The organism is Syntrophales bacterium, assembly GCA_023229765.1.
GTDB lineage: Bacteria > Desulfobacterota > Syntrophia > Syntrophales > UBA5619 > DYTH01.
Genome location: JALNYO010000017.1, coordinates 1 through 24,097, shown reverse-complemented (window position 1 = coordinate 24,097; position 24,097 = coordinate 1). Strand labels below are relative to the sequence as shown.

The following is a 24,097-nucleotide window of genomic DNA, read 5'->3' as shown; positions in this document are numbered from 1 at the left end:
TATTTTTATACGTTTGTATCTTTGTGTTAGCAGGTAAACGATTCATCCGCCATCTCAAAGGCAACCTTTTCTTCCGATTTGACGGCCTCACAGCGGGCCTTTACCGTACAGAGCACCTCAACTGCAAAGAAGCGCGATGACGCAAGCTTGCCATTGTAGAAGGCAACGTCCTCATTAGAGCGAATCAACGCGCGCTTTTTGGCCTTTGATTCCTCGGCGCCATTTTCCTGATAGATTGCCGTCAATTTTTCCGAGGAAACCACTGCGGCCTGAAGGAGGAAATGACCGACCAGAACATCGCCGAAAATGTCGAGGTATGAAGAAGCATTCAAAAGCGGGATGATAAAACTGGAAGATTTGCCGAACTGGGCGAGCGCCATTGTCATATCAACGAGGGCGTTGTAAGCCTCCTCGAGTTTTGCGGCATCGATTTTGAGCTCTTCGATGTTTTTAGCCCGAGCGATCGTCGCGCCGATCTCGCCGAACATGTTCATGACATTCATACCCTTGTTCATGGCCAGTTTGCGGCCCACCAGATCAAGCGCCTGAATGCCGTTTGTGCCCTCATAAACAGTGGCTATCTTGCAATCCCGGAGGTACTGTTCCACCGGATATTCCTGGCAGTATCCATAACCGCCGTAAACGTCAATCGCCTTGGAGCAGATTTCCATCCCCTTGTCTGACGAATAGGCCTTGCAGACCGGCGTAAGCAGCTCAACAAAACCCTGCCATTTGTCCCTTTCGGCGGGGTTGGCCTTGGCCATGTCCATGCAGTAAGCGGTAAAATAATTTAACGCCCGCACCCCCTCCACATGGGCCTTCATCCAGAGCAGATCCCTGCGCACATCCGGATGCTGGATAATCGGAACCGGTTTTGAGTCGGGCACCTTCTTCTCCCAGACCAGGGCGCTCTGAATCCGCTCCTTTGCATAAGCGATGGCATGCTCCAAGGCAGCCGAAGAGAGACACAAGCCCTGCAGGCCGACACTGAGACGGGCCTCGTTCATCATCAAAAACATTATCTTCATCCCTTCGCACTCTTTCCCGAGCAGCTCTCCGATGCATTTGTTGTCGTCGCCGAAGTTAAGGGTGCAGGTAGATGAACCGTGAATGCCCATTTTGTGTTCGATGTTGCCGGTGTGGACATCGTTCAGCGCGCCAACGCTTCCGTCATCGTTCACCTTGTATTTGGGAACTATGAAAATAGAGATGCCGGCTGTTCCCGCGGGATCGCCTTCTATTCTTGCCAGCACTGGATGGATGATGTTTTCGGTCACATCCTGATCACCGAACGATATAAAGCATTTGGTCCCTGTTATGCTGAAGGTGCCGTCCGGGAGCCTTTTTGCGGTTGTTTTCAGAGCCCCGACATCGCTGCCTGCACCGGGTTCCGTGAGACACATCGTCCCCCCCCAGACGCCCCCGTACATCTTTTCCATGTATTTTTTCTTCTGCTCTTCCGAACCATATTCCTCAATCAATTTACCAGCGCCGTGGGTGAGCCCGGGAAGCATCGAGAAAGAGACATTCGCCGCACTCATTGTCTCCTGGCAGGCCTCATACAAGGCTATTGGCATCCCCTGACCGCCCACGTCCGGGGATTCGTTGGCAATCATCCATCCCCCTTCGTTGAACTTCTTGTAGGCATCATGATAGCTTTTGGGAGCATAAACAATCCCGTCCTTAAAGGTGCATCCCTCCCTGTCGCCTTCAACGTAAGTAGGTAAAATCACGTTGAGCGCCATCTTTTCCGCTTCCGAAAGAATCATCAGCGCATCTTCTTTGGAAAAGTCCTTGAAAGCCTCCGTTTGAAACAACTTTTCTATTCCGAATTGTTCAAAAAGTATGAAATGCTGATCCCTGCCATTTACCAGTAAATTACTCATAAGCTGACCCTCCTTTAATTTTTCAATAGAATCTGAGCCTTTAGATTACTTGAGACTGTTTCCCCGGCAATAACCGCCTGTTTAAACCGACCCCTCCGCACTTTTAAGACCACTAACAAATGTTTCCATGCCCTTTTTTACGGTGCTCCGGATCACATCGTCCCTCTTCTCCTCATTACCTGTAAAAATGTACAGCGAGATTATGCCGTTCAGCATCCCCCAGAGGGCATTCCTGTTCTGGCGGAGATTCATCGTCCCGGGAAATTCACCCTGTGCGACGCCGTATGCAAATATCTCTTCTACTATATCGATAGTTTTGTTCATGGTTTTTATGGATTCTTCATACAGCTCATCCGGAAAGTTCATGCCGGTAGCGCGGATCATGAAGTTCATCAGGTTTCGGAAGAATTCCCGTTCATTGAGGAAAAAATCTACGTAAATGTCCGCAAATTTGAAAAGCGCCCGGGACGCGTTTGTCGGTTTTTGCGCCAGGCCCGAAAACCGGTCGTGAAATTTTCCCAGATCGCTCAGCACGATATGGGCATAAATCTCTTCCTTGCTGCTATAATGCAGGTAAATGGCGCCCTTGCTGAGTTCAGCCTTGTGGGCAATGCTCTCAACGGTAACGGCTTTGAACCCTTTTTCCAAAAATAATTTACGAGCCGCCTTTATTATCGAACCCTTGCGATTCTCCCGTTCCCTTTTTCTGCGGTCTTCAAGTCCCACGATTCACACCTTCAAGCAAAGACGGTTCAATTAAATTTCAAGTCCCTTGCGAATAACTGCCGACATGACTCTTGCAATCCCTCTGTTATCCATTCTGCTTAGAACGTGAACACTTTAAATAAATCGCAGGTAATTATTTTTAATGCGATTTAGTCATAAGACTTAGGCCAATGGTCTGAACTACGGTCAATATATGACTGACGGTCATATATTGATAGCCTTACTCCATTATATTTCGGCTGTCAAGAAAAAATATGTGAATTGGATGATATGCAGGAATGGATTGATCATTCGTTTGCAAACAGCCTCAACTAGGGGTCTGTCCACAAATAACCTGAACATCTTGCATCTCATCTTTGGGCCATCTTTGGCTGTGGCTCAATCACAAAATCCTCAACGTAGCGCTGCTACGTCTGCGGTTTTGTTCAATCGCCGCAACCAAATCTAACCCAAATCTGAGCGCAATCTTGCCCAGGTTATTTGTGGACAGACCCTAAGGCGGTTCATTTGCAGGACAATACCCGGTAAACAGCCGGAGAAAGGGAAAGCCCTCGTATTAAGGCGGAGGGAATATTTTCAACAACGATCCTATCCTCAACGCAATGCATGGTGTTTTCGCAAATCAGTATTTCGCCCGCCGCGGCCATGTTTTCCAGCCGTGAGGCAAGATTTACCGCCGCCCCGAAGACGGTGTACTCTTTCTTCCGCGGTGATCCGAAAATCCCCGCCATTGCCTCCCCGGTGGCTATGCCAATTCCGACATCCAGACGTTGTTTCACTTCATTTATTTCCTGGTTTATCGCCGCCATCTTCTCCTGAATCTCCAGGGCGGCTAAAACGGCGCCCAACGGATCGTTGTCTCCTCTGAGGGGCGCTCCGAATATCCCCATGACGCTGTCCCCGATATGTTTATCAACTGTGCCTTTATGACGGAAAATAATGTTGTCGATCGGGGTGAAATAGTGATGATTGAGAAGAACTGAAAGTTCCGCGGGATCAAACTTTTCCGAGAGCGCCGTAAAACCGCGAATGTCGGTAAAAAGCACGCTGACATCAAGACGCCTGGGCAAAAGAGCACCCCCATCTCTCTGCAATTCATTCATAACCTGTTCGGAAACGAACTGCTTGAGCCTCTTTTTAATTGTGTATTCCCGTACTTTTGCCTTCAACTCATCGTTTTCGAACGGCTTGGTCAGAAAACCGTCGATTCCCTCGTTGACCGCCTCAATGGCGCTCGCCATCGTCGCGTAGCCGGTGAGCATGATTCTCGTAATATCCATATTGATGCGGCCTATTTCGATCAGGGTTTCCAGTCCGTCAATGCCGGGCATCCGGTAATCGGAAATGACCGTTTCGATGTTTTTGCCATTATTGCGAATAATGGAAATTGCCTCATCGCCGTTTTGGGCAAGGATGACCTCATAACCGTCACGCTCCAGAACCCTCTTCAGGGAGCGGCGCACCCCCTCCTCATCGTCAACAACCATCAAACCACTCATGCTGCCCTCCTTCGACAGGGGATTTCAATTTTTATTACGGTTCCCTTCCCTGCTTCACTTTCTACGTCAATCCGACCGTCATGCCGCCTGATTATCTCATAGGAGATATAAAGCCCGAGGCCGGTGCCCCGACCAACCACCTTGGTCGTAAAAAACGGTTTGAAGATATCGTTGAGAACAGCCGCCGGGATCCCGGCGCCATTGTCGGCGCATTCAATAAAAACTTTATCGGTCCGCTTTTGGTAGCCCGTAGTCAGGATGATAAGTCCTTTGCCTTCCGGTAAAGACTGCAGCGCATTCTGGATGACATTGATCATAACCTGGCCAAGATTAGCGAAATTTCCCTCGACGGGGGGCAACTCTTCCTCATATCTCTTTTCAATTGTTACAGGGGTGTTTTTATATTGGTTATAGAGAACCCGGAGCGCGTCGTCAATCACCCTGTTCATCTCCACAGGTTCCACGTATGTCTGGGTCTGCCTCGACAGATCAAGCAGACTGCGGATAATTCCTGCCGAGCGCCGCAGCTCCGCAATTGCAAAACTCAAATCCTCGACGATCACTTGCTTGTCGGCTGCGGTAAGTTCGCCCTCAGCAATGGTCGCAACGCTCGTTTGCACGAGACTCATCGCCCCGGCAAGCGGATTGTTAAGTTCGTGCGCCGCGCCGGCCACAAGCTGCCCGATCGCGGCGAGACTCTCCGACCGGATCAACTGCTGTTCCGCCTTTTCCATGTCGGAGAGAGCCGTCTGCAGGGCGGCGGTTCTTTCCTGCACCTTTTTTTCAAGATCGCGATTGAACGACTTGAGCGCCTCATAACTGCTTGCATTTTCGATGGCAGTTGCCGCATGATTCGCTATCGTCGTCAAAACTTCAATATCTTCATCGACAAAAAGTTCGCCGGATTTTTTCTGGCCGAGAAAAATCATCCCCGCCGTTCCTTCTCGTGCCGGCAAAGGAATTACCAGTGTCACTCCGAGGCAATCAAAAAGGCGAATCAGCGTATCCCTGTTTTTTTTATCGGCAATTTTCCCTGCTATTGCTCCTTTTGTAATTGGCAATGTACTTATCTGCAAAATACCATCCAGCAATTCAAGCTCCCGAAAATTTTCCTCCGTTGTTTTTTGCGCTTCCAATGAACCAAATATTTTATAGGAGTTACCGTCCTTAATAATCAACAACACCCTTTCTACCCGCATTGCCTCCCTGATTTCATTGATGAGCAGCTCCTTTATCTGCTCTTGAGTGAGCAGTGACGCCAATTGCCCGCTGATCTTTTTGAGAAGCCCATGATAATCGTAACTTCCTCGAAAGAAAATGCGGTCAATCCACTTTTGCACCAGTTCCCGAAGGGGGTTGAATAAAAGGACGATGACGAGCGCCAGCAGCAGGGAAAGAACAAAGGAGTTCCCCCCGAACGTGGAGATAAAGAAAGAGTTGAAAAGAAAGATGAGAATTACGTAAAGGGCGGTAAGGATTCCTGTTAATGCGAAATAGGCGGCTCCTTTGCGAATCAGGACGCCAATGTCCAGCAGGTCGTACTTCAAAACCCCAAAGGCCAAAAACAGCGCCGGAATGAAACTGAAATTTCCGAGCGGATAAACGGGGAGACCCATTACCGGAAGAATTGTAAAACAAAGCAGGAAAGCAGAAAAACCAAGGCCTCCCAAAATATACTTAATCCGGTTTTTATGCGCATTGTCGGCAGTTCGCTTCAGAGCGCCATACAGCACTGCCAGACAGTACAAAACCGTGAACGCTGTTACCGCGGAAAAACAGTAAAACAGAGGGCCAGCGCGGGCAATCCTGCCGAAAAAATAGTGGTTAAAACCGTTTATATAAAGACTGGTTGGAACAACAGTCAAAAATACAGCGCTCAACAGCCAGGCCGTTTTCTCCAGCCAGCGGCGAGAGGCAATGTTCAAAAACTCATGGACGAAACTGATATATACAGGAACGCTAAAAACGAAGAAGAGATGAACAGCTCTGTCTATATAAAGGGCAAGCTGTTCGTCGGGCAAAATCGAAACAAGGGCAACGTCGGCATTAAGAAGGGCGCCCAGCAGGCAGATTCCGGAAAACAGGATATTAGTCCGCCTCCCCCCGCCCCGCAAAACAGAAACCACGGCAATGCCCAACAAAACAAGAAAGCCCAGCAGGGAGGAAATGATATAAAAAAGGGAGTTAAAAGAGGCATTTGGCATTAGCGCAACTACCGAAAATTATCAGCTTACCCTTGAGGCAATTGCAAAACCATTTGTCATTCCCGAAAGCGAAGCTTAATGTTCATAATGTCTCTATCGGGAAAGCGAAGCTTAATGTTCATAATATGGTTTTTCAAGCAGTCAGAACCAGATTATGAACATTAAACTTCGTTTTCCCGCTCAGAATCGTTGCGGGAATGACAAGAATGGGGAATTTTGCAATTACCTCCCTTTTATAATCGTAACTACTCAGGTTGTTTAGACTGTCGTCTGTTAGGACTGAGTAAAGAACGAATCAATGACCTCAACCCACCTAAACACCTACAGACTATCCACCTATTTGCAAATATTTAAGCGTACCTTCAGGGAGTTTTTACGTTATCCGTCAATTCTGGTTTCTCTGGCGTCTCCGCATAGGGAGGGTAAGAGGCGCTGTCCTTAACCTTTATTTCCCGATGAAGATCCCGGATCGTCTTGTTGAGACGGTTTATGGTGCGCGTCATGCGGAATCTCTCCACGATCCCGAGAATCCCGGTAAAGATAACGCCTATCAGAAAAGAGAGAAAAATTAAGAGATAAGTAGGCAACCAGCGTTCGAAGTATCCGTAGTAACTCAATCTTATCGAAACCGTGTTGTCCAGCGAAAAGGTAACGAGAAACAAGACAATAATCGCCCCGATGACGGTATAGATAACATTCATCTGTTGTCCCCCAGTTTAAATTGATTAAAATATGGCCGCAGTTCCCGGGCGGTTGCAAAAACGTCCGCAGGGATCACGCGGATATCGCCGATTACGGTCGTGAAATTTGTATCCCCGGCCCAGCGCGGAACAATGTGGCAATGGAGATGATCGTCAATGCCGGCGCCGGCGGTCTTTCCCAGATTCATCCCGATATTGAAGCCCTCCGGCTTCATCGCCTCTGTCAATATCTGGACAGAAATATCAACAAGCGAAAATATCTCCGTCCGCTCTTCTTGCTGGATATCCTTCAAGCTTCCCAAATGGCGAACCGGCACAACCATTAGATGACCGCCTGTGTATGGATATCTGTTAACCATTACGTACACAGTCCTGCCCTCATAAACGACAAGTTCTTCGTCACGCGAGGAATCGCGGCACAAAACGCAACCAGTGGGCTTTGGGCCTTTTATATAGGCCTCTCGCCACGGAGCGAAAATTACCTCCATTCAACACCTCCGGCAAGTAAAACGATGATTCCAATAGTTAACTCTGTCGCTCCCCGCGGCGGCAACTTCGTTGGCCCGCGAAAGGAAAGCGCGTTGATGAATATAATGAGCTGATTAAAAAGACAAGTATTATTTAGCTTCCAGGATCGCCATTTTTACTATTTGACTTTAAAGTCCTCTCCAATTAGTATAGCGCACGAATGAGGCGGGAGGCATAATAAATGCTGGAATCATCCCTTGACAAAATGGCGCAGCAGATACTTTCCTTAGACGAGGCATCCCTGGCCTCCTTATGGAAAAAATACAAAACGCGAATGGAAAATTTCGAACCGTCAAAAGACTGGGAAAAGGGCGTGATTATCTTTTTCATCATCAATGCCGTCCGCGCCAAGAATGAAATATTTAACGAACAGATCATGAAACGGCAAAAACCCGGACCAATAACTGTTGCAAAGAGGGAAAAAGGGAAACCGAAGCTGCGTCTGATAAAGGATTAGAGCAACTACTCAGGTGGATAGTCTGTAGGTGTTTAGGTAGGTTGGGGGCATTGATTCGTTCGTTGCGCAGTCCTAACAGACTACAGTCTAAACAACCTGAGTAGTTACGGATTAGAACCATTGGCAAACGATGGTTCAGCAGGGGAAAAGCCGTGAATCGTGAAGAGGCCCAAACCAGGATCAGTCAGTTGCGCACGGCTATCCACCACCACAACAGGCGTTATTATCAGATGGATGATCCGGAGATAACCGATGCCGAGTATGATCTCCTTCTTCGGACAGTCGCAGAGATTGAGGAAGAATTCCCGGATTTGGTCACGCCGGATTCGCCAACTCAGCGGGTAGGCGCGCCTCCCTTGGAAAAATTCAGTCCGGTCGCCCATCTAACCCCGATGTTAAGCCTCAAAGACGTTTTCCCAATGAAAAACAACATCTTTTCCGATGGTGAGATCCGCGACTTTGACCGTCGCTGTCGGCAGCTTTCCGAAGCTGACGCTATCCTTTACACCGTCGAGCCTAAGCTGGACGGTCTTGCCGTCAATCTCCTATACTTAAACGGCCGGCTGGCAACTGGTTCCACCCGGGGGGACGGCGCTGTCGGAGAAAATGTGACTTCGAACATTCGCACAATACCGACCGTGCCCTTGCAAATCCCTCAAGCACATTCCTCCCCCGCCCCTCAGCAAACAGAAACCATCGCCGTACCGGAAAAAATCGAAATCCGCGGGGAGATCTGCATGGAAAGGGCGGTGCTGCAAAAACTTAACCAGCGCCGCGACCAGGAAGGCCTCCCTCCGTTCGCCAACCCGCGCAATGCGGCGGCCGGCTCTCTGCGCCAGTTGGACTCGCGGATCACCGCGCGCAGACCCCTCACCCTGTTCTGTTACGCGCTTGGCGGCGTTGAAGGAATTCCCTTCCAGAGTCACACCGACATCCTTACGGCCCTTTCCCAGTGGGGCTTTCAGGTCAATCCGCTGATTCGCCGTCGCATTGGTTTGGATGAATGTATCGAATATTATCATCACATTAACGAAATCCGCGAGGGGCTTCCCTACGAAATAGATGGCGTTGTTATCAAGGTTGATAATCTGAGAATCCAGGAACAGCTCGGGGCGGTGTCCCGAAGCCCCCGCTGGGCGATTGCCTGCAAGTTTGCCCCTGTTCAGGAGCAAACGATTCTTGAAGACATCATCGTTCAGGTCGGCAGAACGGGCGTTCTGACGCCGGTCGCAGTATTGACGCCGATTCGCGTCGGAGGGGTGACGGTAAGCAGGGCAACGCTGCATAATGAGGACAATATCTCCAATAAGGACATCCGCATCGGCGACACCGTCATAGTTCAGAGGGCGGGCGATGTCATTCCGGAGATTGTTTCGGTTCTTAAGGGCAGCAGAAATGGCCGGGAGAGGCCTTTCACAATGCCGGAGAAATGCCCGGAGTGCGGGTCGCAAGTTGTCAGAATCGAAGGAGAAGTGGCGGTAAGATGTGTAAACCTCTCATGTCAGGCCCAACTGCGTGAACACATTTCCCATTTTGCCTCCCGGGCGGCGCTCGATATAGACGGCATGGGGGATAAGCTGGCGGCGCAGCTCGTTGCCGATTCGCTGGTCGGCGACCCGGCCGACCTGTTTTTCCTGACTAAGGAGAAACTGCTCGCCATGGAAAGAATGGCGGATAAATCGGCCACAAATTTACTCGAAGCGATTGGACGGGCCAAAAGGCCGTCGCTGGCGCGATTGATTTATGCCCTTGGGATCCGTCATGTCGGCGAACGGACGGCCAAGCTCCTTGCCGCCAGATACAGAAATCTGGATGCCCTTGCCACTGCTGACATCTCGGAGTTGCAAACAATAAAGGATATCGGTCCTGAGGTCGCCACATCCATCGCCAGTTTTTTCCGGGAGCAGGCAAACCTGCGCGTTATTGAAAAACTGCGGTTAGCCGGCGTATCGCCGGTAATTGATAACTCCCTTTCGGAGGCTCCCCTTTCCGGCAAATACTTCGTTTTCACTGGGACACTCCCCAACCTGGGCCGCAATGAGGCAAAACTCCTTGTAGAATCTTTGGGGGGGACTGTGGAGAGTTCTGTTACAAAGAAAACAAGTTATGTGGTCGCAGGCGAGGCGCCCGGTTCCAAAATTGAAAAGGCGCGCAAGGCCGGGACGCCAATCCTCGACGAGGATTCTTTTCTGACACTTTTAGATAAAAAGAGATTCCACGTCACTATTGCCGGACGCGTCCAGGGGGTCTTCTTCCGGGCAAACACCCTCAAACAGGCCCTCGCCCTCGGACTTTCCGGGTGGGTGAAAAATCTCCCGGACGGCCGAGTGGAGACTGTTTTCGAGGGGAAAAGCGACAACGCTGAAGAAATGCTTTTGTGGTGTAAAACAGGGACACCACCCGCCCGCGTCGATTACATTGAATACACTGAAGAAACTGTGGATGACGGCTTCAGTGGTTTTAAGATTGTCGATGATTGGCAGCGTTAAGCGTTCAATGTCAAAAATCGCCAATCAGCGAATCTCTGCCAGCGCTTCCCGGAATCCTTCCATAGCTCCTGTAATTGTTGAGTCTTCCACACAATAGGCAATCCGGATATGTCCGGGGCCGTAGAAACCGCTTCCGGGAACAACGAGGATTCTTTTCTCACGAAGGAGATCGGCGAAACGGACATCATCGGCAATCGGCGTTTTGAGAAAAAGGTAGAACGTCCCTTCCGGTTTGCGCAAAGCATATCCGGCAGCAGAAAGGCCGTCGCAGAGGAGATCTCGCTTGCGCCTGTATGACTCCACATCAATCTTCACCCCTTCCAGCCCGGCGATAATGCGCTGCATAAGGGCGGGGGCATTGACGAAACCGAGAATCCGGTTGCAAAGAACAAGCCCTCCGATGACCTCCTTGAGATCATCTATTGCCGGATTCACCGCGATATAGCCGATCCGCTCCCCAGGGACGGAAAGGCTCTTTGAATAAGAGGTGGCGATAAAGCTGGAGTTGTAGGCGGCCAGGATGCTGGACGCCCTGTTTCCGTCATAGACGATTTCCCGGTATGGTTCATCGGAAATGAGAAAGATTTCCTGATTGTACTTAGCCCTGCTTTGCCTCAGAATCTCCGCCAGCGCCCGGATAGACGATTCATCGTAAATCTTTCCGGTGGGATTGTTGGGCGAATTGAGTAAAACGGCTCGGGTTTTTTCGTTTATTGCCTCCCGGATCGCGTCGAGATCCAGAGAAAAATCATCCCGTGTCGGCACGATGCGCAGGGCGCCGCCGGCGTTATCAACATAAAAGCGGTACTCCATAAAAAACGGCGCGGGGCTGATAACCTCCTCGCCCGGATCGAGGATTGTTTTCAGAATAACATTCAAGGCCCCGCCGGCGCCACAGGTCATGATAATTTCCTCGGCTGAAAGACTTACCCCCTGAGCTGCATTAAGTTCCTTCGCAACGGCCGCGCGTGTCTCGGGATAACCGGCATTCTGCATATACATATGCATTCCCAAGCCTTCCGAAGAGGCAATATCACGGAGTCTTTTTTTGAAAGCTGCCGGCGCCTCCAGATTCGGATTGCCAAGACTGAAATCGAAGACATTTTCCTCCCCATATTTCTGCTTCAGCCGAGCTCCCTCCTCAAACATCTTGCGAATAAAGGAGCCCGCCGTCATAAATCCCTGTATTTTTTTTGCTACGGTCATTTTTTTTCACCTTTCAAAAAAAAGTTTCTGGTTGCCCGGTAAAATTATCCGGGAGAGGCAATTGCAAAACCATTTGTCATTCCCGAATGTCTTTATCGGGAATATGGTTTTTCAAGCAGTTAGAACCAGATTCCCGCTCAGAATCGTTGCGGGAATGACAAGAATGGGGAGTTTTGCAATTACCTCGGGAAACAAATTATTCATTTTTCGAATCATCCGTATCGTCGTTATCTAAAAACAGCGCCTGCTCAACTGAACTACTTTTTATGCATCAATTCATTTTCACCTGAATAACGCCGACTTGAGTTCCCGCCGTCATCCTTTGCCTTGTACAAGGCAATATCTACATTGCGGAGCATCATGTCCAGATCGCCCGCGTCCTCCGGATAAACGGCAACGCCGACGCTTGCCGTAATCCTTACAGGAACGTCGCCTAACAAAAAAGGCCTGCTGAAGACATTCAAAAGCTTTACGGCCAGCATATCGGCCTGTCTGCACTCACTGACGCCGGTGTAGATGACCATGAACTCGTCTCCCCCCAGACGGGCTATTGTATCGCTCTTGCGCAGACGGCGCAAAAGACGTTCGGCCACTGCCTTCAGCAGTTTGTCACCCGCCGGATGCCCCATGGTGTCGTTTACGTCCTTGAAGAGATCCAGATCAAACATCATCAGAACGACCATGTTCTTCTCCCGGGCGGAGCGGGCTATGGCCATCTGCAGACGATCCAGAAAAAGGGAACGATTGGGAAGCCCGGTCAATCCGTCGTAATAGGCAAGTTGTAGTATCTCCGCCTCGGTCTTCTTACGAGCGGTTATATCTTCAATTATGCAGTCAAAAAAGAGCGCCTTGCCGCTCTCTTTGTCATATACCGCCTTCGCGGTCATCGCTCCCCACAAGGGGGTGCCGTCTCTTTTACGGAACCGCATCTCATAATCTTTCAAACCGCCCCATTCAAAAATCCGTTGGGCAAAAGTTTTCCTTTCCGCGGGATCAAAATATATTTCCGCCGGGTCGGCCATCAGCGCCTCAGCCTCGCTGGAAAAACCAAACATCCTTAAATATGCGGGATTGACCATAAGAAAACGGCCGTGCGGCGGCGGCGTAGTCCGGTTTACCGCGACGGGTATATTCTCAATCAACGTCCGGTACCGCTCTTCACTGATCCGGAGCGCTTCCTCTATCTTCTTGCGCTGGGTGATATTACGCATGGAGCCGATATTGCGGGGGGGTTCGCGATCGTTGCCGGGAAAGTATCGCGCATTTATGGAAATATTGAGCAATGAACCATCCTGGTGCTTTAACCGAATCTCATAATCATAGACCCCGCCTTCGCTGGTTATGCTCTGCAGAAAAACATCCCGATCGGCAGGATTGGCGTAAAGATGCGCAATCGATGTTCCAATCAGCTCCTCTCTTTGCCATCCCAGGACATTTTTTACGGAAGGAGAAATCTCCATGAATGTACCGTCGAGGCTCACTTCGTAATAAACATCCTGAATATTCTCAAATGCTTGGTGGTATTTCTCGGTCTCTAAGAGTAAACGGTCAAGCGAAAATTTTACATCCGTAATATCCCGGAGTGTCTCCACGGCGCCAATAATCTCCCCGTGGCTGTCTCTTGACAGCATCGCCCTTCCCCATAGATGGCGCTTCATCCCCCTGAGATTCGGCACAACAGCTTCACCGGAGAGCATGACGTCATTTTTCGTGAACAAATAATATTGATTAGAAAAATCATGTTCAGGGTGCAAAACCATATCAATAAGCATCGGTCGTCTTGAGGCATAAAAAGGGAGGGCATATTCGTAATTCCCGCGACCCAGCATCTCCGTAGCCGCAACGCCGGTCATCTCTTCCATCGCATGGTTCCAGAGAATTACCTTGCCGTCGCAGTCGATCATGAATGAGGCATCGGGAAGAAGATCAACAAAATCAGGCACGGTCAAACCAATAGGTTCAGACCATACATTCCCTTGTAAATCCTTGCCTTTTTTCCTGTTCATTTAACGATAGTTTCCCTGAAAAGAAGCTTTGAGGCAGAGAGATAATCAACAAGGTGAGACTGGTCGCAACCCTGCCACTTTTTTTGTTTCATTTCACCAAGTCTTTTTACTGTCAAGTGAAAAGTATCGAAATGCAAGCATGATATTTACAAAATCTGAAATTGTGTTATGATGGAAAAAATTCGAAGTTTACCCCCAAAGGAGGCCGCTATGATTATCCAGGATATACTGATACCGATTGACGGTTCCGGACACGCCAGGGTTGCCGTTTCGTATGGCATCTATCTTGCCGAAAAGCTAAAAGCCAACCTGACGGGCCTGCATGTCATAGACCTGAGACTTCTTCATGGGCCTGTTTTTACGGATGTATCCGGTTCCGGAATACCATCCTACGAAGAGTTTATCCCCGCCATTGAAAACAGCCTTAATGCCAGTGCCGAAACAATCATCGAGGAGTTCCGGAAACAGTGCGCGGCGAGGGGAATTAATCCCCGGACAAAAAAAATAACCGGGATAATCGACGACGTCATCATTGCGGAAGGTCAGAGCCGTTGCGACTGGATACTTCTCGCCCAGCGCGGGGAGCATTTTCATATTGACGACGGGGCGCTCCTCGGCTCCACCACTCAATCCGTAGTCCGACGTTCCGGAAAACCGGTTTTTGTAACGCCTGGACAATACCGTGAAATACACAGCATGGCCATAGCCTATGACGGCAGCGCCCCTGCCCGGAAGGCCCTGAATCTGGCGGCGGAATTGGCGAAGTTGACCGAATGGCCTCTGACGGTAATCATCATCGCCAATGATCATAAATGGGGAGAGGAAACCGCCCAAAAAGCAGCGGATTATCTGTCGCCTTTCGCAATTCAGAAAAAAACCACGGTCCTTACGGGAAACGAGGAGATGGAACTACTCAAATTCACTGGCGAAGGAACAGCGGATTTGCTGGTCATGGGCGCATACGGACACAACATGCTAAGGGAACTGGTGCTGGGATCAATAACCTCTTTGATTATCCGGAAAAGCGACATCCCCGTCCTTCTGACCCGCTGATAATATGGCAGGGGCCGGACAAACCCTACCTGACAATGGAAAATATCAAGTAACTGCTACATCAATAGAGGTAATTGCAAAACTCTCCATTCTTGTCATTCCCGCAACGATTCTGAGCGGGAATCTGGTTCTAACTGCTTGAAAAACCATATTATGAACATTAAGCTTCGCTTTCGGGAATGACAAATGGTTTTGCAATTGGCTAAACAGATTTCATGTTTTGGCTTTACGACTGCCTTTGCGCACGGAAAAGCCAAAGCCGCCCAGACGACGCCCCAGCGCAAAATACTGGCCATGAACAAAGGACAACAGACCGCTTTTCTCTATATGAAACTTACCCTTTCCGTCAATCAGGCCGGCTGAAACCTGGACGGCGACCACCTCTGCTATGAACAGCGTATGCGAACCAAGCTCCATCGATTTCTTTACGATACATTCGATGTTGATCGGACATTCGCTGACTATCGGCGCCCGTACCTTCAGCGCCCGTTGGGACGTTAACCCGGCGCCGGCAAACTTGTCTTCGTCCCGCCCGGAAACAACGCCGCACCAGTCCACCGCCCTGGCAAGTTTCAATGAGGGCACATTGACCACAAATTCGCCGGTAGTGCGGATAATCTCATAGGAGTATCTTTCGGGACGAACGGAAATCGACAGCATGGGCGGATCGCTGCAGACATTGCCTGCCCAGGCGATGGTTATCAGGTTCTCTTTCCAGTCCCGAAACCCTCCGCAGCTTACCAGAACCGGCGGCGCCGGGTAAAGGACGTTGCCCGGTTTCCAACTGGTCTTTTCCCCCTTTTGTGGTTTGTCCATCAGTTTTCTCCCCGATTAATTGCATCTGTTATTCTTATCAGCCATAAACATTTTAAGGCGATTAAAACATAAATGACCGCTACCCGCAAGCGCGTGTTGTTAGCGGGCGGTTTTTTTGTTTGACATGCGGCAAAGCCGCTACTATAGTAAGCGGCGTTTTACAAGTTCGGGGTTTATATTCGTCCCTTTCGTAAACTTAAACGGTGATGACATTTGCCTTGCGGCGTCAATGTTAAAAAATGAGGAGGGTTCTGCTATGACAAAACTAATTGTGGCCATGGATAATATAGGCTTTGAACAGGCAAGGAATAAGGGCATCCTCTCGCTTTTGGCTGAAGCGCGTGAAGCTGGAATGATCTGGGGAGTCAAAATAAACGACATGCTCTACAGCGGTGATGCTGCGAAGATCATCGCCTCGCTCAAAAATGATTTTAAACTGGCAACCATGGCCGATGTCAAACTTCATGACATCCCCTCGACAATGGAAAACAGCATAAACAAGCTTGTCCTGGCGGGCGCTGATATTATCACCATCCATTGTTCCTCAAACTTCCGGCCGGAAAACAAAGGCATCCTCCATTACTTGGCGGGCGTTACCGCATTAACGTCGTTTACCGATCTCGAAATAAGGTGGATTTACGATAAGACGCACGAAAATATCGTCAGAGAGTTCTCCGATATTGCCCTGATGAACAAGTACGAATACATAGTCGGTTCCGTCAGAGACATGGCGTTTGTGCGGGATAATCCCATAAAGAAGATCTGCACGGGAATCAGACCCTCCTGGTATCAGGATCGCCATGATCAGGTGCGCATTGCCACTGTGAAGGAGGCTGTCCAGATAGACGCCGATTACATCGTGGTCGGCCGTCCGATAACCATGTCCGACAATATTATGGTCTCAATAAAACGATTACATTCAGAGATTCAGTAAAAGTTGACTTTGAATTCTGATAACGGTTTTTCCATACTTCAAAAAACTGCCCTGGAGTTTTTTTGATTCTTAACTTTTATCTTGAGGTTTTTTATGCCGGAGGCTTTGAGTTACTACAGCACCAACCGAAATCTTGACAATCAACCGGGGATTGTCCCGTTCAAGGGGACAGTTTCCTTCCGGGAGGCGCTGCTGATGGGACAGGCCCCCGATCAGGGGCTCTTTATGCCGGAGCTTATTCCCTCGGTTCCGCTTGAGCAGTTCAGGAATCTGAAAGGAAAGCCCTACCCGGAGGCGGCCATGCTTGTAGCGCAGGCCTTCCTTTCCCAGGAAATCAGTGAAGAAAGGCTGCGCCGGATAATCGATGAATCCTATAACTACCCGCTTCCCCTGGAAAACGTCTTCGCCCGTAAATACGTCATGCGCCTCGATCAGGGGCCGACTGCCTCCTTCAAGGACTTTGCCGCCCGGATGATGGCCCGCCTGATGAGTTCCATGCGCGATCCCGGCAAAATACTGAACGTTCTGGTCGCCACGTCCGGAGATACGGGAAGCGCTGTGGGCGAGGCTTTTAAGGGAGTTGCGGGAATAGATGTCACTATTCTCTATCCGCGCAATGAGGTCAGCGGCCGACAAAAAAGGCAGTTGGACACGATCGGCAGCAATGTCAGGGCGCTGTCCATGGATGGGAAATTCGACGACTGCCAGAATCTTGTAAAACAGGCCTTCTCCGATCCTGACCTGGAATCATTCCATCTTACCTCTGCAAACTCCATAAACTTCGGCAGGATACTTCCTCAGATCGTCTATTACGTCTGGGCGTGGGCACAGCTTTCACGCGAGGGGGAACCGGCGGTTTTCTCCGTGCCTTCTGGCAACTTCGGCAACGCCCTTGGCTGTGAGTTTGCACGGCGGATGGGTCTTCCTGTCGAAAAACTGGTTATGCCAACCAACGAAAATGACGAATTTCCCCGGTTTTTGGACACGGGCGTTTATGAAAAGGTATCACCTTCACTTGCCTGCATCTCAAACGCAATGAATGTCGGCCATCCCAGCAATCTTGCCCGTTTTTTTGAGTTGTACGGAGGAACCGTGGATCGAAACGGCATTGTGCATCGCCTTCCGAACGTGGAGGAAATGAGAAAAAACATCTATTCGGTCAGCATCTCCGATCGGGAAACCAGAAAGACCATTAAAAGGGTTTATGACCAGTATAAAGTGGTTCTCGAACCGCACGGCGCCGTAGGCTGGCGCGGCTTGGAGATATATCTCGAGATGTACGGCGACAAACCTCTGTGCGTAAGCCTGGAGACTGCCCATCCGGCGAAATTCCCCGATGAAATAGAAAAACTGCTGGGCATTGTTCCCGAGCTTCCCCAGAGCATGAAGGACGTTGACAAAAGAACCGGAGAGCCGACGCCTTTATCCGCGGCCTACGATGATTTCAAAAAATATTTAACAAAACGCCTGAAAAGCGAATTTTGATCTTCCCCTCGGCTTTACAGCAATTTGCTCGGCCTGCGCCCCGGCAATGAGTCCCAATCACTCCCTGTAAACAGGGGAAGAGTTTTTTTGAATCTAAACAATTTTCAGAAGGATCAGCAACTTTTTACGGTTTTCGTCGGATAATTGCGTGCATTTTGACACATCCTCGTTGCCTTCCCTGAGTTGATTGGCAAACGCCATGCAGGTTAAAGAGCCGCACTCCTTGCAATTTGTCCTCGGCAGAAGTTTTAAGATGTCCATAGCGCGGGGGGGTTCTCTCTTATCATAGCTTGGTTCGATCTGGCTTCTGTTTTGCCAAAGATCATTCATCATTTTAATCAGATATTCCATGAATTCAGTGGCTTCTGTCCTGTCGCCAAAAGAGGCGGCCAAAATCAGTTGAGCCCTTAACGAGCATTTTCTGGTTTCATAATCAAAGACAATGGCCTGGGAATCAGGATAATAACGGGCTTTGGTGAATTTGGCGTTCAGATAGGGAAATAAAGCGGAAATATCGTCGTCGAGATGGGCTTTGGCGGTCCACTCATCCGCTCCCGGACTGCAGCCGGGCTCCAGCAATTCCAAGGTATAACCGTTAATTAATTTATTTGATTCCGATACCCGATTGTCCATTTTCTCCTCCTGAATTTTAAAAGTTTACGGCTGCCATCTGCTGAATGGATATCTGCTCAGACTGGCGTTATAATAGCGATGATCGCCGGTAACCTCCTGCCCAATCCAGGTTGGTTTCAAAAACGCCTCATCCTCTCTTTTCAGTTCGATTTCTGCTAAAATCAGCCCTTCATTTTCCCCGAAAAATTCATCCACCTCCCAAATGTGGTTTTCAAACGGAATCTTATAGCGCCGCTTCTCAATGAGCGGCTTGTCGCAGAGGTTTTCCAGCATTTCATCGGCATCGGCAAGCGCGATCTCGTATTCGTATTCGGCCCTGGCCGTCCCGACTGTTTTTCCCTTCACTGTCAGATATCCCCGGCCACCGGCGGTTCTTACACGAACCGTCCGTTTGTTGTCGCTGCACAGGTAGCCTTGACGGTAACTTGTTCCCGCAGCGAGCTTTTTCCATTCATCGTTTATCAACAAAAATTTTCGCTCTATTTCCACCGCCATAAAATACCCTCACCCGCAATATCCATGCGCTAATCTGTTTCCCCTTTTTCTTGACACGAAAACTGTCAGACCTTATACTCCGCCGCCGTGAAAAACAAGCTCATTTTAAATGCGCATAATAATACTGTTTTGAGGAAAGGATCAACAATGGTTGAGTTAATGCAGAATCAGGGGGTGCTGCTGATAAACGGCACTCATGCAATACCTTATAAAGATTGGATAACTGCTGAAGATATAAAGGGAATGGGTCATCCAATTCAGGGGGAGACATCATCGCTCGCCCGGGAAGAAGCCCTGAAAAAAACGATATCCTATGGCATACTCCTTAGTCATAATCAGGCGAAGGAACAAAATAATCTAAAAATACGCTTTGACGCGATGGCCTCCCATGACATCACCTATGTGGGCATAATCCAGACCGCCCGGGCCAGCGGGCTGACAAGCTTTCCTGTGCCCTACGCGCTTACGAACTGTCACAACAGCCTCTGTGCCGTCGGCGGAACGATAAATGAAGACGACCACATCTTCGGCCTTTCCGCCGCCAGGAGATACGGCGGTTCTTTCATCCCTCCCCACCAGGCGGTCATCCACCAGTACGTCCGGGAGCAACTGGCCGGCTGCGGCAGGATGATCCTCTGTTCGGACAGCCACACCAGATACGGGGCGCTCGGAACAATGGGAATTGGCGAAGGCGGCCCGGAACTGGTGAAGCAGCTTCTGAACCAGACATACAACATCGCCATGCCGAAGGTGGTCGCCGTACTGCTCAAGGGAAAGGTTCGGCCGGGGGTAGGGCCGCAGGACGTAGCGCTGGCGATTATCAGGGCCGTCTTCAAAAATGGTTTTGTTAATAACCGGATTATGGAATTCGTCGGCCCCGGCATCAAGAATCTTTCCATTGATTTCCGCAACGGCATAGACGTCATGACCACGGAAACAACCTGTCTTTCCACCATCTGGAGCACCGACGAAAAGGTGGCCGCTTATTTTCGGATGCATGGCCGCCCCGAGGAATACAAGAAGCTTGAGCCGGGCGAGGTTGCCTATTACGACAGCCTGATCAGCGTCGATCTTGCCGCCGTCGAGCCGATGATCGCCCTGCCCTTTCATCCCAGCAACGCCTACACAATTAGGGAATTAAAGGAGAATCTCTCCGACATCCTGCGGGAAACGGAAAAAACCGCCCAACAGCAGTTAGAAAATCCCGCCCTGTCTTACCGCCTGCTGGACAAGATAATTGATGGAAAGCTGAAGGTTGAACAAGGGGTTATCGGCGGATGCGCGGGCGGAAGCTTCGAGAACATCGCCTGGGCTGCCGACCTGCTGAAAAACCGGTCAATTGGCAATGGCGAGTTTTCGCTGAGTTTCTATCCGGCCAGTCAGCCTATCCTGCTCGAACTCACCCGCAAGGGGCTGGTGGATAATATACTGAAAAGCGGCGCCACGATGAGAACGGCCTTTTGTGGCCCCTGCTTCGGCGCCGGGGATGTTCCGTCCAACGGGGGGCTAAGCATTCGCCACGTAACGCGGAATTTTCCCTACCGGGAAGGTTCTCACCCGCAGGACGGCCAGGTGGCCTCCGTCGCCTTGATGGACGCCCGTTCGATCACGGCGACAGCGCTGAGCGGCGGCGTCCTTACCGGCGCCGATGAATTAAACTTCGATATTCACAGACGCAAATACAATTTCGTCGCGGACGTCTATAAAAACAGGGTTTACCGGGGTTTCGGCCTGCCAATGGCTGATTCCGAGCTCCGCTTTGGCCCCAATATCATCGATTGGCCAAAAATGTCCGCCCTTCCCGAAAATCTTCTGCTGCAGGTCGCCGCGGTAATAAATGATCCGGTAACGACAACGGACGAACTGATTCCCTCCGGGGAAACATCATCCTATCGCTCCAACCCGCTAAAACTTGCCTCCTTTACCTTGTCGAGAAAGGATCCCGGCTATGTAAGGCGCGCACTTGAGGTGAAGGCGCTTGAAGACAAAAGACTGGTCTTTCTGGAAGACGGTGTAATGCCGGAAGAGCTGGCGGAAGCGGTAAAGCCGTGGCTCACGGCTTTAATCCCCGGCGCGAAGATGGATGACTTTCTCCGGGTTACAGGCTTGGGAAGCCTTGTTTTTGCCCGGAAACCCGGCGACGGCTCCGCGCGGGAACAGGCCGCCTCCTCCCAGAGGGTTCTGGGCGGCTGGGCAAACGTGGCTGACGAATACGCCACCAAAAGGTACAGAAGCAATCTTATCAACTGGGGGATGCTGCCGTTTCAAACCGAGGCAGGAAGCGGCATAAAAACGACTGTTGGGGATATGATTTTTCTCCCTGCCGTGCGTGAGGAAATTAAAAACAGTTCCGATATGTTAAAAGCATCACTCCTGAAGAAAGACGGCACGGTGATTCCGATAACGCTGACCGTCGGCCGGCTGAATAACGAGGAGCGGGAGATCCTGCTTACCGGATGCCTGATCAACTATTACGCCCGAAAGTGAGGATTGGAAAAACATTTTCCGCCCACAAACCATTTTCTTCCTTGGTTGTATTACCCGGTGGCCTTATGCGGTTGTTAGGCAGTTGTCTGGGGGGCTGCTTTGTCAACTACCTGCCATCGAGCCTCAATGGTATCGGCTGATAAATCAGCACCACAATCCCATTCAACAAAGTATCCGCCATTGAAAACCTTCAGAAATTCGGTGTGATCTTGAAGAGTTTCAAACGCCTCATACTCCAGATAGGGACTGACATCAAAATTGCCAATGCGACCATCGTCTGCAACGATGGACAATACCCAATTGGGTTGTGGAGAAATTTCTACTATTCTCATTGATCAAGTCCTTTGATTGGAAAAGGGTTCTTGCCGTTTACAGCCAAGTTCCAGTCGGCAAGCAAATTTTCTTGATGAATTTCGATCCAAGCGACGACCAGCTTGTGTTTGTTCGGCGGCAGTGTTGTAAGATCAAAATACTGTTTGATATTTTCATTCACGTGATCAACCTCTATGGATCATGGAAGGATGGCGTTGAATTTTCTCCCGCATCTCCAGGGTTGCCGCCCACTCAATGAAATCCATGTCATCGCCGATAGAACCCGAATCATAGCGATTTTGGAAATCTTCCGAGCTCATTTAATATTTTGCTTCGAAAGCGGCAATCTGGCCGTTGATTCGCAGATGCATGTCGCCGATGCGCGTGGTCTCCCTCTTCAATAGCTTATCAATGGCCATTTCCATAACCGGATCGATCATGGACGGATCAGTGGCAATCTGTTTGTTTTTTCTCATAATTGACCTGCAAAAATCTGTATTATGTCACCCGATTATTTTTATTGCCTGTCATTTGCATTTTCTGTCGAATTTTCATGGATCAACCCTTTGATAACCTTGACAAACGACTCCGCCGTGCCGATCCATGACTGAACATCTTCGGCGCTGAAAATAACATAGTCGTCATAATCGCCCTCTTGACGACGTTCAAAGAGATCATTGTAGGTCCGGGCCATTTCTTTCGGCAATTTGCCTGTTTTGACGAAATGAACAGTGAATAATGATCTGACCCCTGAATGTTTCGAAGATGATAGATCGCTTTGGGAGAGCAATGCCAGGACTGCGTAAAAACATGCATAATAAAGACGATTTACCGCAGCATTCCAGTGATATCCTTGAGCAAGAAGACGCGCCTCATCCAATGTTTCTTCAGCTCTGGCAAGACGATATCGAATAAGCTCATTTTGAGAATCGTTCATATCAGCAATCCCTCACGTTCGATATTGACCCGCAGAGGAATGAATTGATACCTGGAACCGTGCCAATCCACGCGGTTTCTCACAATGGAACTCAGTACCTCGCCGGTTTCCCATTCGATTTCATAGATAGCGTGCCTGATGCGGTCAGTCCGGGGAGTGTCAACCAGGCCATCAACAAGAACAAGGAAATCCCAGTCCGAATCGCTCCTTGCATCACGACGCGACCGTGAACCGTACAGGTAAATTTCTGCATCCGGTTCAATTGCTCGGACCGCTTCTTTCACTTTTCTTAATATTTCTTTCTCCATCATTGCCTCCCTTGTACTAACCCGGGCCAATTCCTCCATCCCTTATTTAATTTTCTGCCGCATCTCCAGGGTTGCCGCCCACTCAATGAAATCCATGTCATCGCCGATAGATCCCGAATCATAGCGACTTTGGAAATCTTCCGAACTCATTTTGTATTTTGCTTCGAAATCGGCAATCTGGCCGTTGATTCGCAGATGGATGTCGCCGATGCGCGTGGTCTCCCTCTTCAATAGCTTATCGATGGCCATTTCCATGACCGGATCGATCATGGACGGATCAATGGCAACATATCTTTCTAAAATCTTAATCTTTTCCAGGACTGACATCTTCCATCCCCCCTCTATTTTGTTTTCATCCACAATAATACACTGGTTTTAATCTTCACCTTCACCCTGCCGTTTGGCGTGGTGTAGAGCAGAAACTCTACAAATGTGTTATGTCTGGCAACCTGTCAATTTCCACTCATAATTGACCTGCCGTAATCTGTATTATGTCCCCCAATTATTCCAAATATAAAAGTATTATCCATGTACCCTGAACAATCTGTTCCCTATCTCCCCGTTCGCTTACCGTGTCCGAATATGGGACACTTAGGGTACTTCTGTTGTATTCCCGTATACGCAATAGTACGGGTTCTTTTCGAACGGCGGATCTTTAACACCCTGTTTGAAAAGCATCTCTCTATACATTGGCCAATCGATGTTGGGGTCAGCAGGACGAAGGTATTTCTCAGGAACAACCTTGGGGAGTCCTGCTTTCCTCTCAGCTGCGTTCTTATTCCAAGGACCCTCGCCCCCTATTTTTACACCTAGTACCATGTAACGCCTATAACTTCGGATAGAGACGCTTCAGCTTGATCCGAGCATCGGAGGTCGTAAATTGCCAGTTAATTTTTCTGGCACTGTTATTTCGGTCTCTTTCCCATGCGGCCACT

The 24,097-nt window shown here is 49.6% G+C and carries 23 protein-coding genes; 6 read left to right on the top strand and 17 right to left on the bottom strand.

From position 1 onward, the window contains the following. Nucleotides 1–26: 26 nt before the first annotated feature. From M0P74_10490 to M0P74_10465, 6 genes are all read right to left on the bottom strand, one after another. Nucleotides 27–1,886, bottom strand: coding sequence for an acyl-CoA dehydrogenase (locus tag M0P74_10490; GenBank protein ID MCK9364008.1), 1,860 nt, complete (start codon nucleotides 1,884–1,886; stop codon nucleotides 27–29). A gap of 81 nt (nucleotides 1,887–1,967) precedes the next feature. After that, complete coding sequence (locus M0P74_10485; protein MCK9364007.1) at nucleotides 1,968–2,612, bottom strand: TetR/AcrR family transcriptional regulator; 645 nt, start codon at nucleotides 2,610–2,612, stop codon at nucleotides 1,968–1,970. Nucleotides 2,613–3,115: 503 nt separating this feature from the next. Then, on the bottom strand, nucleotides 3,116–4,111 hold the full coding sequence (locus tag M0P74_10480; GenBank protein MCK9364006.1) for a response regulator: 996 nt from the start codon (nucleotides 4,109–4,111) through the stop codon (nucleotides 3,116–3,118). Next, nucleotides 4,108–6,315, bottom strand: coding sequence for an ATP-binding protein (locus tag M0P74_10475; GenBank protein ID MCK9364005.1), 2,208 nt, complete (start codon nucleotides 6,313–6,315; stop codon nucleotides 4,108–4,110). Before M0P74_10475 ends, M0P74_10480 begins: the two co-directional genes overlap by 4 nt. A 362-nt stretch (nucleotides 6,316–6,677) precedes the next feature. Further along, on the bottom strand, nucleotides 6,678–7,016 hold the full coding sequence (locus M0P74_10470; protein MCK9364004.1) for a LapA family protein: 339 nt from the start codon (nucleotides 7,014–7,016) through the stop codon (nucleotides 6,678–6,680). After that, nucleotides 7,013–7,504, bottom strand: coding sequence for an HIT domain-containing protein (locus M0P74_10465; protein MCK9364003.1), 492 nt, complete (start codon nucleotides 7,502–7,504; stop codon nucleotides 7,013–7,015). The genes M0P74_10470 and M0P74_10465 overlap by 4 nt, the downstream gene beginning before the upstream one ends. Before the next feature lie 221 nt (nucleotides 7,505–7,725). Between M0P74_10465 and M0P74_10460 the strand changes: the two genes are divergently transcribed. Further along, entirely contained in the window at nucleotides 7,726–8,001 is a 276-nt protein-coding gene (locus M0P74_10460) for a hypothetical protein (protein MCK9364002.1), read from the top strand. 152 nt (nucleotides 8,002–8,153) lie between these two features. Continuing rightward, nucleotides 8,154–10,490, top strand: a complete 2,337-nt coding sequence (gene ligA, locus M0P74_10455; GenBank protein MCK9364001.1) for an NAD-dependent DNA ligase LigA — start codon at nucleotides 8,154–8,156, stop codon at nucleotides 10,488–10,490. 24 nt (nucleotides 10,491–10,514) lie between these two features. Here the strand turns inward: ligA and M0P74_10450 are convergent, their stop codons facing one another. Next, nucleotides 10,515–11,696: a pyridoxal phosphate-dependent aminotransferase gene (locus M0P74_10450; protein ID MCK9364000.1), complete on the bottom strand. Its 1,182-nt coding sequence runs from the start codon at nucleotides 11,694–11,696 to the stop codon at nucleotides 10,515–10,517. Nucleotides 11,697–11,953: 257 nt separating this feature from the next. Next, nucleotides 11,954–13,702, bottom strand: coding sequence for a sensor domain-containing diguanylate cyclase (locus tag M0P74_10445; GenBank protein MCK9363999.1), 1,749 nt, complete (start codon nucleotides 13,700–13,702; stop codon nucleotides 11,954–11,956). A gap of 210 nt (nucleotides 13,703–13,912) precedes the next feature. On the opposite strand from M0P74_10445, the gene M0P74_10440 reads away from it, so the two are divergent. Further along, entirely contained in the window at nucleotides 13,913–14,755 is an 843-nt protein-coding gene (locus M0P74_10440; protein MCK9363998.1) for a universal stress protein, read from the top strand. Nucleotides 14,756–14,968: 213 nt separating this feature from the next. On the opposite strand, the gene M0P74_10435 is transcribed toward M0P74_10440, so the two are convergent. Further along, complete coding sequence (locus M0P74_10435; GenBank protein ID MCK9363997.1) at nucleotides 14,969–15,571, bottom strand: flavin reductase family protein; 603 nt, start codon at nucleotides 15,569–15,571, stop codon at nucleotides 14,969–14,971. A 256-nt stretch (nucleotides 15,572–15,827) separates the two neighbouring features. On the opposite strand from M0P74_10435, the gene M0P74_10430 reads away from it, so the two are divergent. Beyond that, a complete protein-coding gene (locus M0P74_10430) occupies nucleotides 15,828–16,505 on the top strand; it encodes an orotidine 5'-phosphate decarboxylase (GenBank protein MCK9363996.1) in 678 nt (225 codons plus the stop codon). Nucleotides 16,506–16,598: 93 nt separating this feature from the next. After that, nucleotides 16,599–17,990 carry a threonine synthase gene (gene thrC, locus M0P74_10425; protein ID MCK9363995.1) on the top strand — a complete coding sequence of 464 codons (1,392 nt, stop codon included), beginning with the start codon at nucleotides 16,599–16,601 and terminating at the stop codon, nucleotides 17,988–17,990. Between the two features lie 93 nt (nucleotides 17,991–18,083). Here thrC and M0P74_10420 read toward each other — a convergent pair whose 3' ends face one another. Both M0P74_10420 and M0P74_10415 read right to left on the bottom strand, forming a co-directional pair. Further along, nucleotides 18,084–18,623, bottom strand: a complete 540-nt coding sequence (locus M0P74_10420) for a hypothetical protein (GenBank protein MCK9363994.1) — start codon at nucleotides 18,621–18,623, stop codon at nucleotides 18,084–18,086. A gap of 24 nt (nucleotides 18,624–18,647) precedes the next feature. Further along, complete coding sequence (locus tag M0P74_10415) at nucleotides 18,648–19,118, bottom strand: CYTH domain-containing protein (protein MCK9363993.1); 471 nt, start codon at nucleotides 19,116–19,118, stop codon at nucleotides 18,648–18,650. Between the two features lie 147 nt (nucleotides 19,119–19,265). Between M0P74_10415 and M0P74_10410 the strand changes: the two genes are divergently transcribed. Then, nucleotides 19,266–21,605 (top strand): hydratase, encoded by a 2,340-nt coding sequence (locus tag M0P74_10410; protein ID MCK9363992.1) that lies wholly within the window; start codon nucleotides 19,266–19,268, stop codon nucleotides 21,603–21,605. A gap of 74 nt (nucleotides 21,606–21,679) precedes the next feature. Here the strand turns inward: M0P74_10410 and M0P74_10405 are convergent, their stop codons facing one another. The 6 genes from M0P74_10405 to M0P74_10380 form a co-directional block, all read right to left on the bottom strand. Then, entirely contained in the window at nucleotides 21,680–21,937 is a 258-nt protein-coding gene (locus M0P74_10405) for a DUF2442 domain-containing protein (protein ID MCK9363991.1), read from the bottom strand. Beyond that, entirely contained in the window at nucleotides 21,934–22,098 is a 165-nt protein-coding gene (locus M0P74_10400; protein MCK9363990.1) for a DUF4160 domain-containing protein, read from the bottom strand. The genes M0P74_10405 and M0P74_10400 overlap by 4 nt, the downstream gene beginning before the upstream one ends. Before the next feature lie 139 nt (nucleotides 22,099–22,237). Beyond that, complete coding sequence (locus M0P74_10395; protein ID MCK9363989.1) at nucleotides 22,238–22,393, bottom strand: hypothetical protein; 156 nt, start codon at nucleotides 22,391–22,393, stop codon at nucleotides 22,238–22,240. A 41-nt stretch (nucleotides 22,394–22,434) separates the two neighbouring features. Next, nucleotides 22,435–22,854 carry a HEPN domain-containing protein gene (locus tag M0P74_10390; protein MCK9363988.1) on the bottom strand — a complete coding sequence of 140 codons (420 nt, stop codon included), beginning with the start codon at nucleotides 22,852–22,854 and terminating at the stop codon, nucleotides 22,435–22,437. Beyond that, nucleotides 22,851–23,165, bottom strand: a complete 315-nt coding sequence (locus tag M0P74_10385) for a nucleotidyltransferase domain-containing protein (protein ID MCK9363987.1) — start codon at nucleotides 23,163–23,165, stop codon at nucleotides 22,851–22,853. Before M0P74_10385 ends, M0P74_10390 begins: the two co-directional genes overlap by 4 nt. 39 nt (nucleotides 23,166–23,204) lie before the next feature. Next, nucleotides 23,205–23,489, bottom strand: a complete 285-nt coding sequence (locus tag M0P74_10380) for a hypothetical protein (GenBank protein MCK9363986.1) — start codon at nucleotides 23,487–23,489, stop codon at nucleotides 23,205–23,207. Nucleotides 23,490–24,097 lie beyond the last annotated feature (608 nt).

Coding starts and splice junctions, on each gene's coding strand:
- M0P74_10490 (MCK9364008.1), bottom strand. CDS start 1,886: ATGAGTAATTTACTGGTAAATGGCAGGGATCAGCATTTCATACTTTTT.
- M0P74_10480 (MCK9364006.1), bottom strand. CDS start 4,111: ATGAGTGGTTTGATGGTTGTTGACGATGAGGAGGGGGTGCGCCGCTCC.
- M0P74_10475 (MCK9364005.1), bottom strand. CDS start 6,315: ATGCCAAATGCCTCTTTTAACTCCCTTTTTTATATCATTTCCTCCCTG.
- M0P74_10470 (MCK9364004.1), bottom strand. CDS start 7,016: ATGAATGTTATCTATACCGTCATCGGGGCGATTATTGTCTTGTTTCTC.
- M0P74_10465 (MCK9364003.1), bottom strand. CDS start 7,504: ATGGAGGTAATTTTCGCTCCGTGGCGAGAGGCCTATATAAAAGGCCCA.
- M0P74_10460 (MCK9364002.1), top strand. CDS start 7,726: ATGCTGGAATCATCCCTTGACAAAATGGCGCAGCAGATACTTTCCTTA.
- M0P74_10450 (MCK9364000.1), bottom strand. CDS start 11,696: ATGACCGTAGCAAAAAAAATACAGGGATTTATGACGGCGGGCTCCTTT.
- M0P74_10445 (MCK9363999.1), bottom strand. CDS start 13,702: ATGAACAGGAAAAAAGGCAAGGATTTACAAGGGAATGTATGGTCTGAA.
- M0P74_10440 (MCK9363998.1), top strand. CDS start 13,913: ATGATTATCCAGGATATACTGATACCGATTGACGGTTCCGGACACGCC.
- M0P74_10435 (MCK9363997.1), bottom strand. CDS start 15,571: ATGGACAAACCACAAAAGGGGGAAAAGACCAGTTGGAAACCGGGCAAC.
- M0P74_10430 (MCK9363996.1), top strand. CDS start 15,828: ATGACAAAACTAATTGTGGCCATGGATAATATAGGCTTTGAACAGGCA.
- thrC (MCK9363995.1), top strand. CDS start 16,599: ATGCCGGAGGCTTTGAGTTACTACAGCACCAACCGAAATCTTGACAAT.
- M0P74_10420 (MCK9363994.1), bottom strand. CDS start 18,623: ATGGACAATCGGGTATCGGAATCAAATAAATTAATTAACGGTTATACC.
- M0P74_10415 (MCK9363993.1), bottom strand. CDS start 19,118: ATGGCGGTGGAAATAGAGCGAAAATTTTTGTTGATAAACGATGAATGG.
- M0P74_10410 (MCK9363992.1), top strand. CDS start 19,266: ATGGTTGAGTTAATGCAGAATCAGGGGGTGCTGCTGATAAACGGCACT.
- M0P74_10405 (MCK9363991.1), bottom strand. CDS start 21,937: ATGAGAATAGTAGAAATTTCTCCACAACCCAATTGGGTATTGTCCATC.
- M0P74_10395 (MCK9363989.1), bottom strand. CDS start 22,393: ATGAGAAAAAACAAACAGATTGCCACTGATCCGTCCATGATCGATCCG.
- M0P74_10390 (MCK9363988.1), bottom strand. CDS start 22,854: ATGAACGATTCTCAAAATGAGCTTATTCGATATCGTCTTGCCAGAGCT.
- M0P74_10385 (MCK9363987.1), bottom strand. CDS start 23,165: ATGATGGAGAAAGAAATATTAAGAAAAGTGAAAGAAGCGGTCCGAGCA.
- M0P74_10380 (MCK9363986.1), bottom strand. CDS start 23,489: ATGTCAGTCCTGGAAAAGATTAAGATTTTAGAAAGATATGTTGCCATT.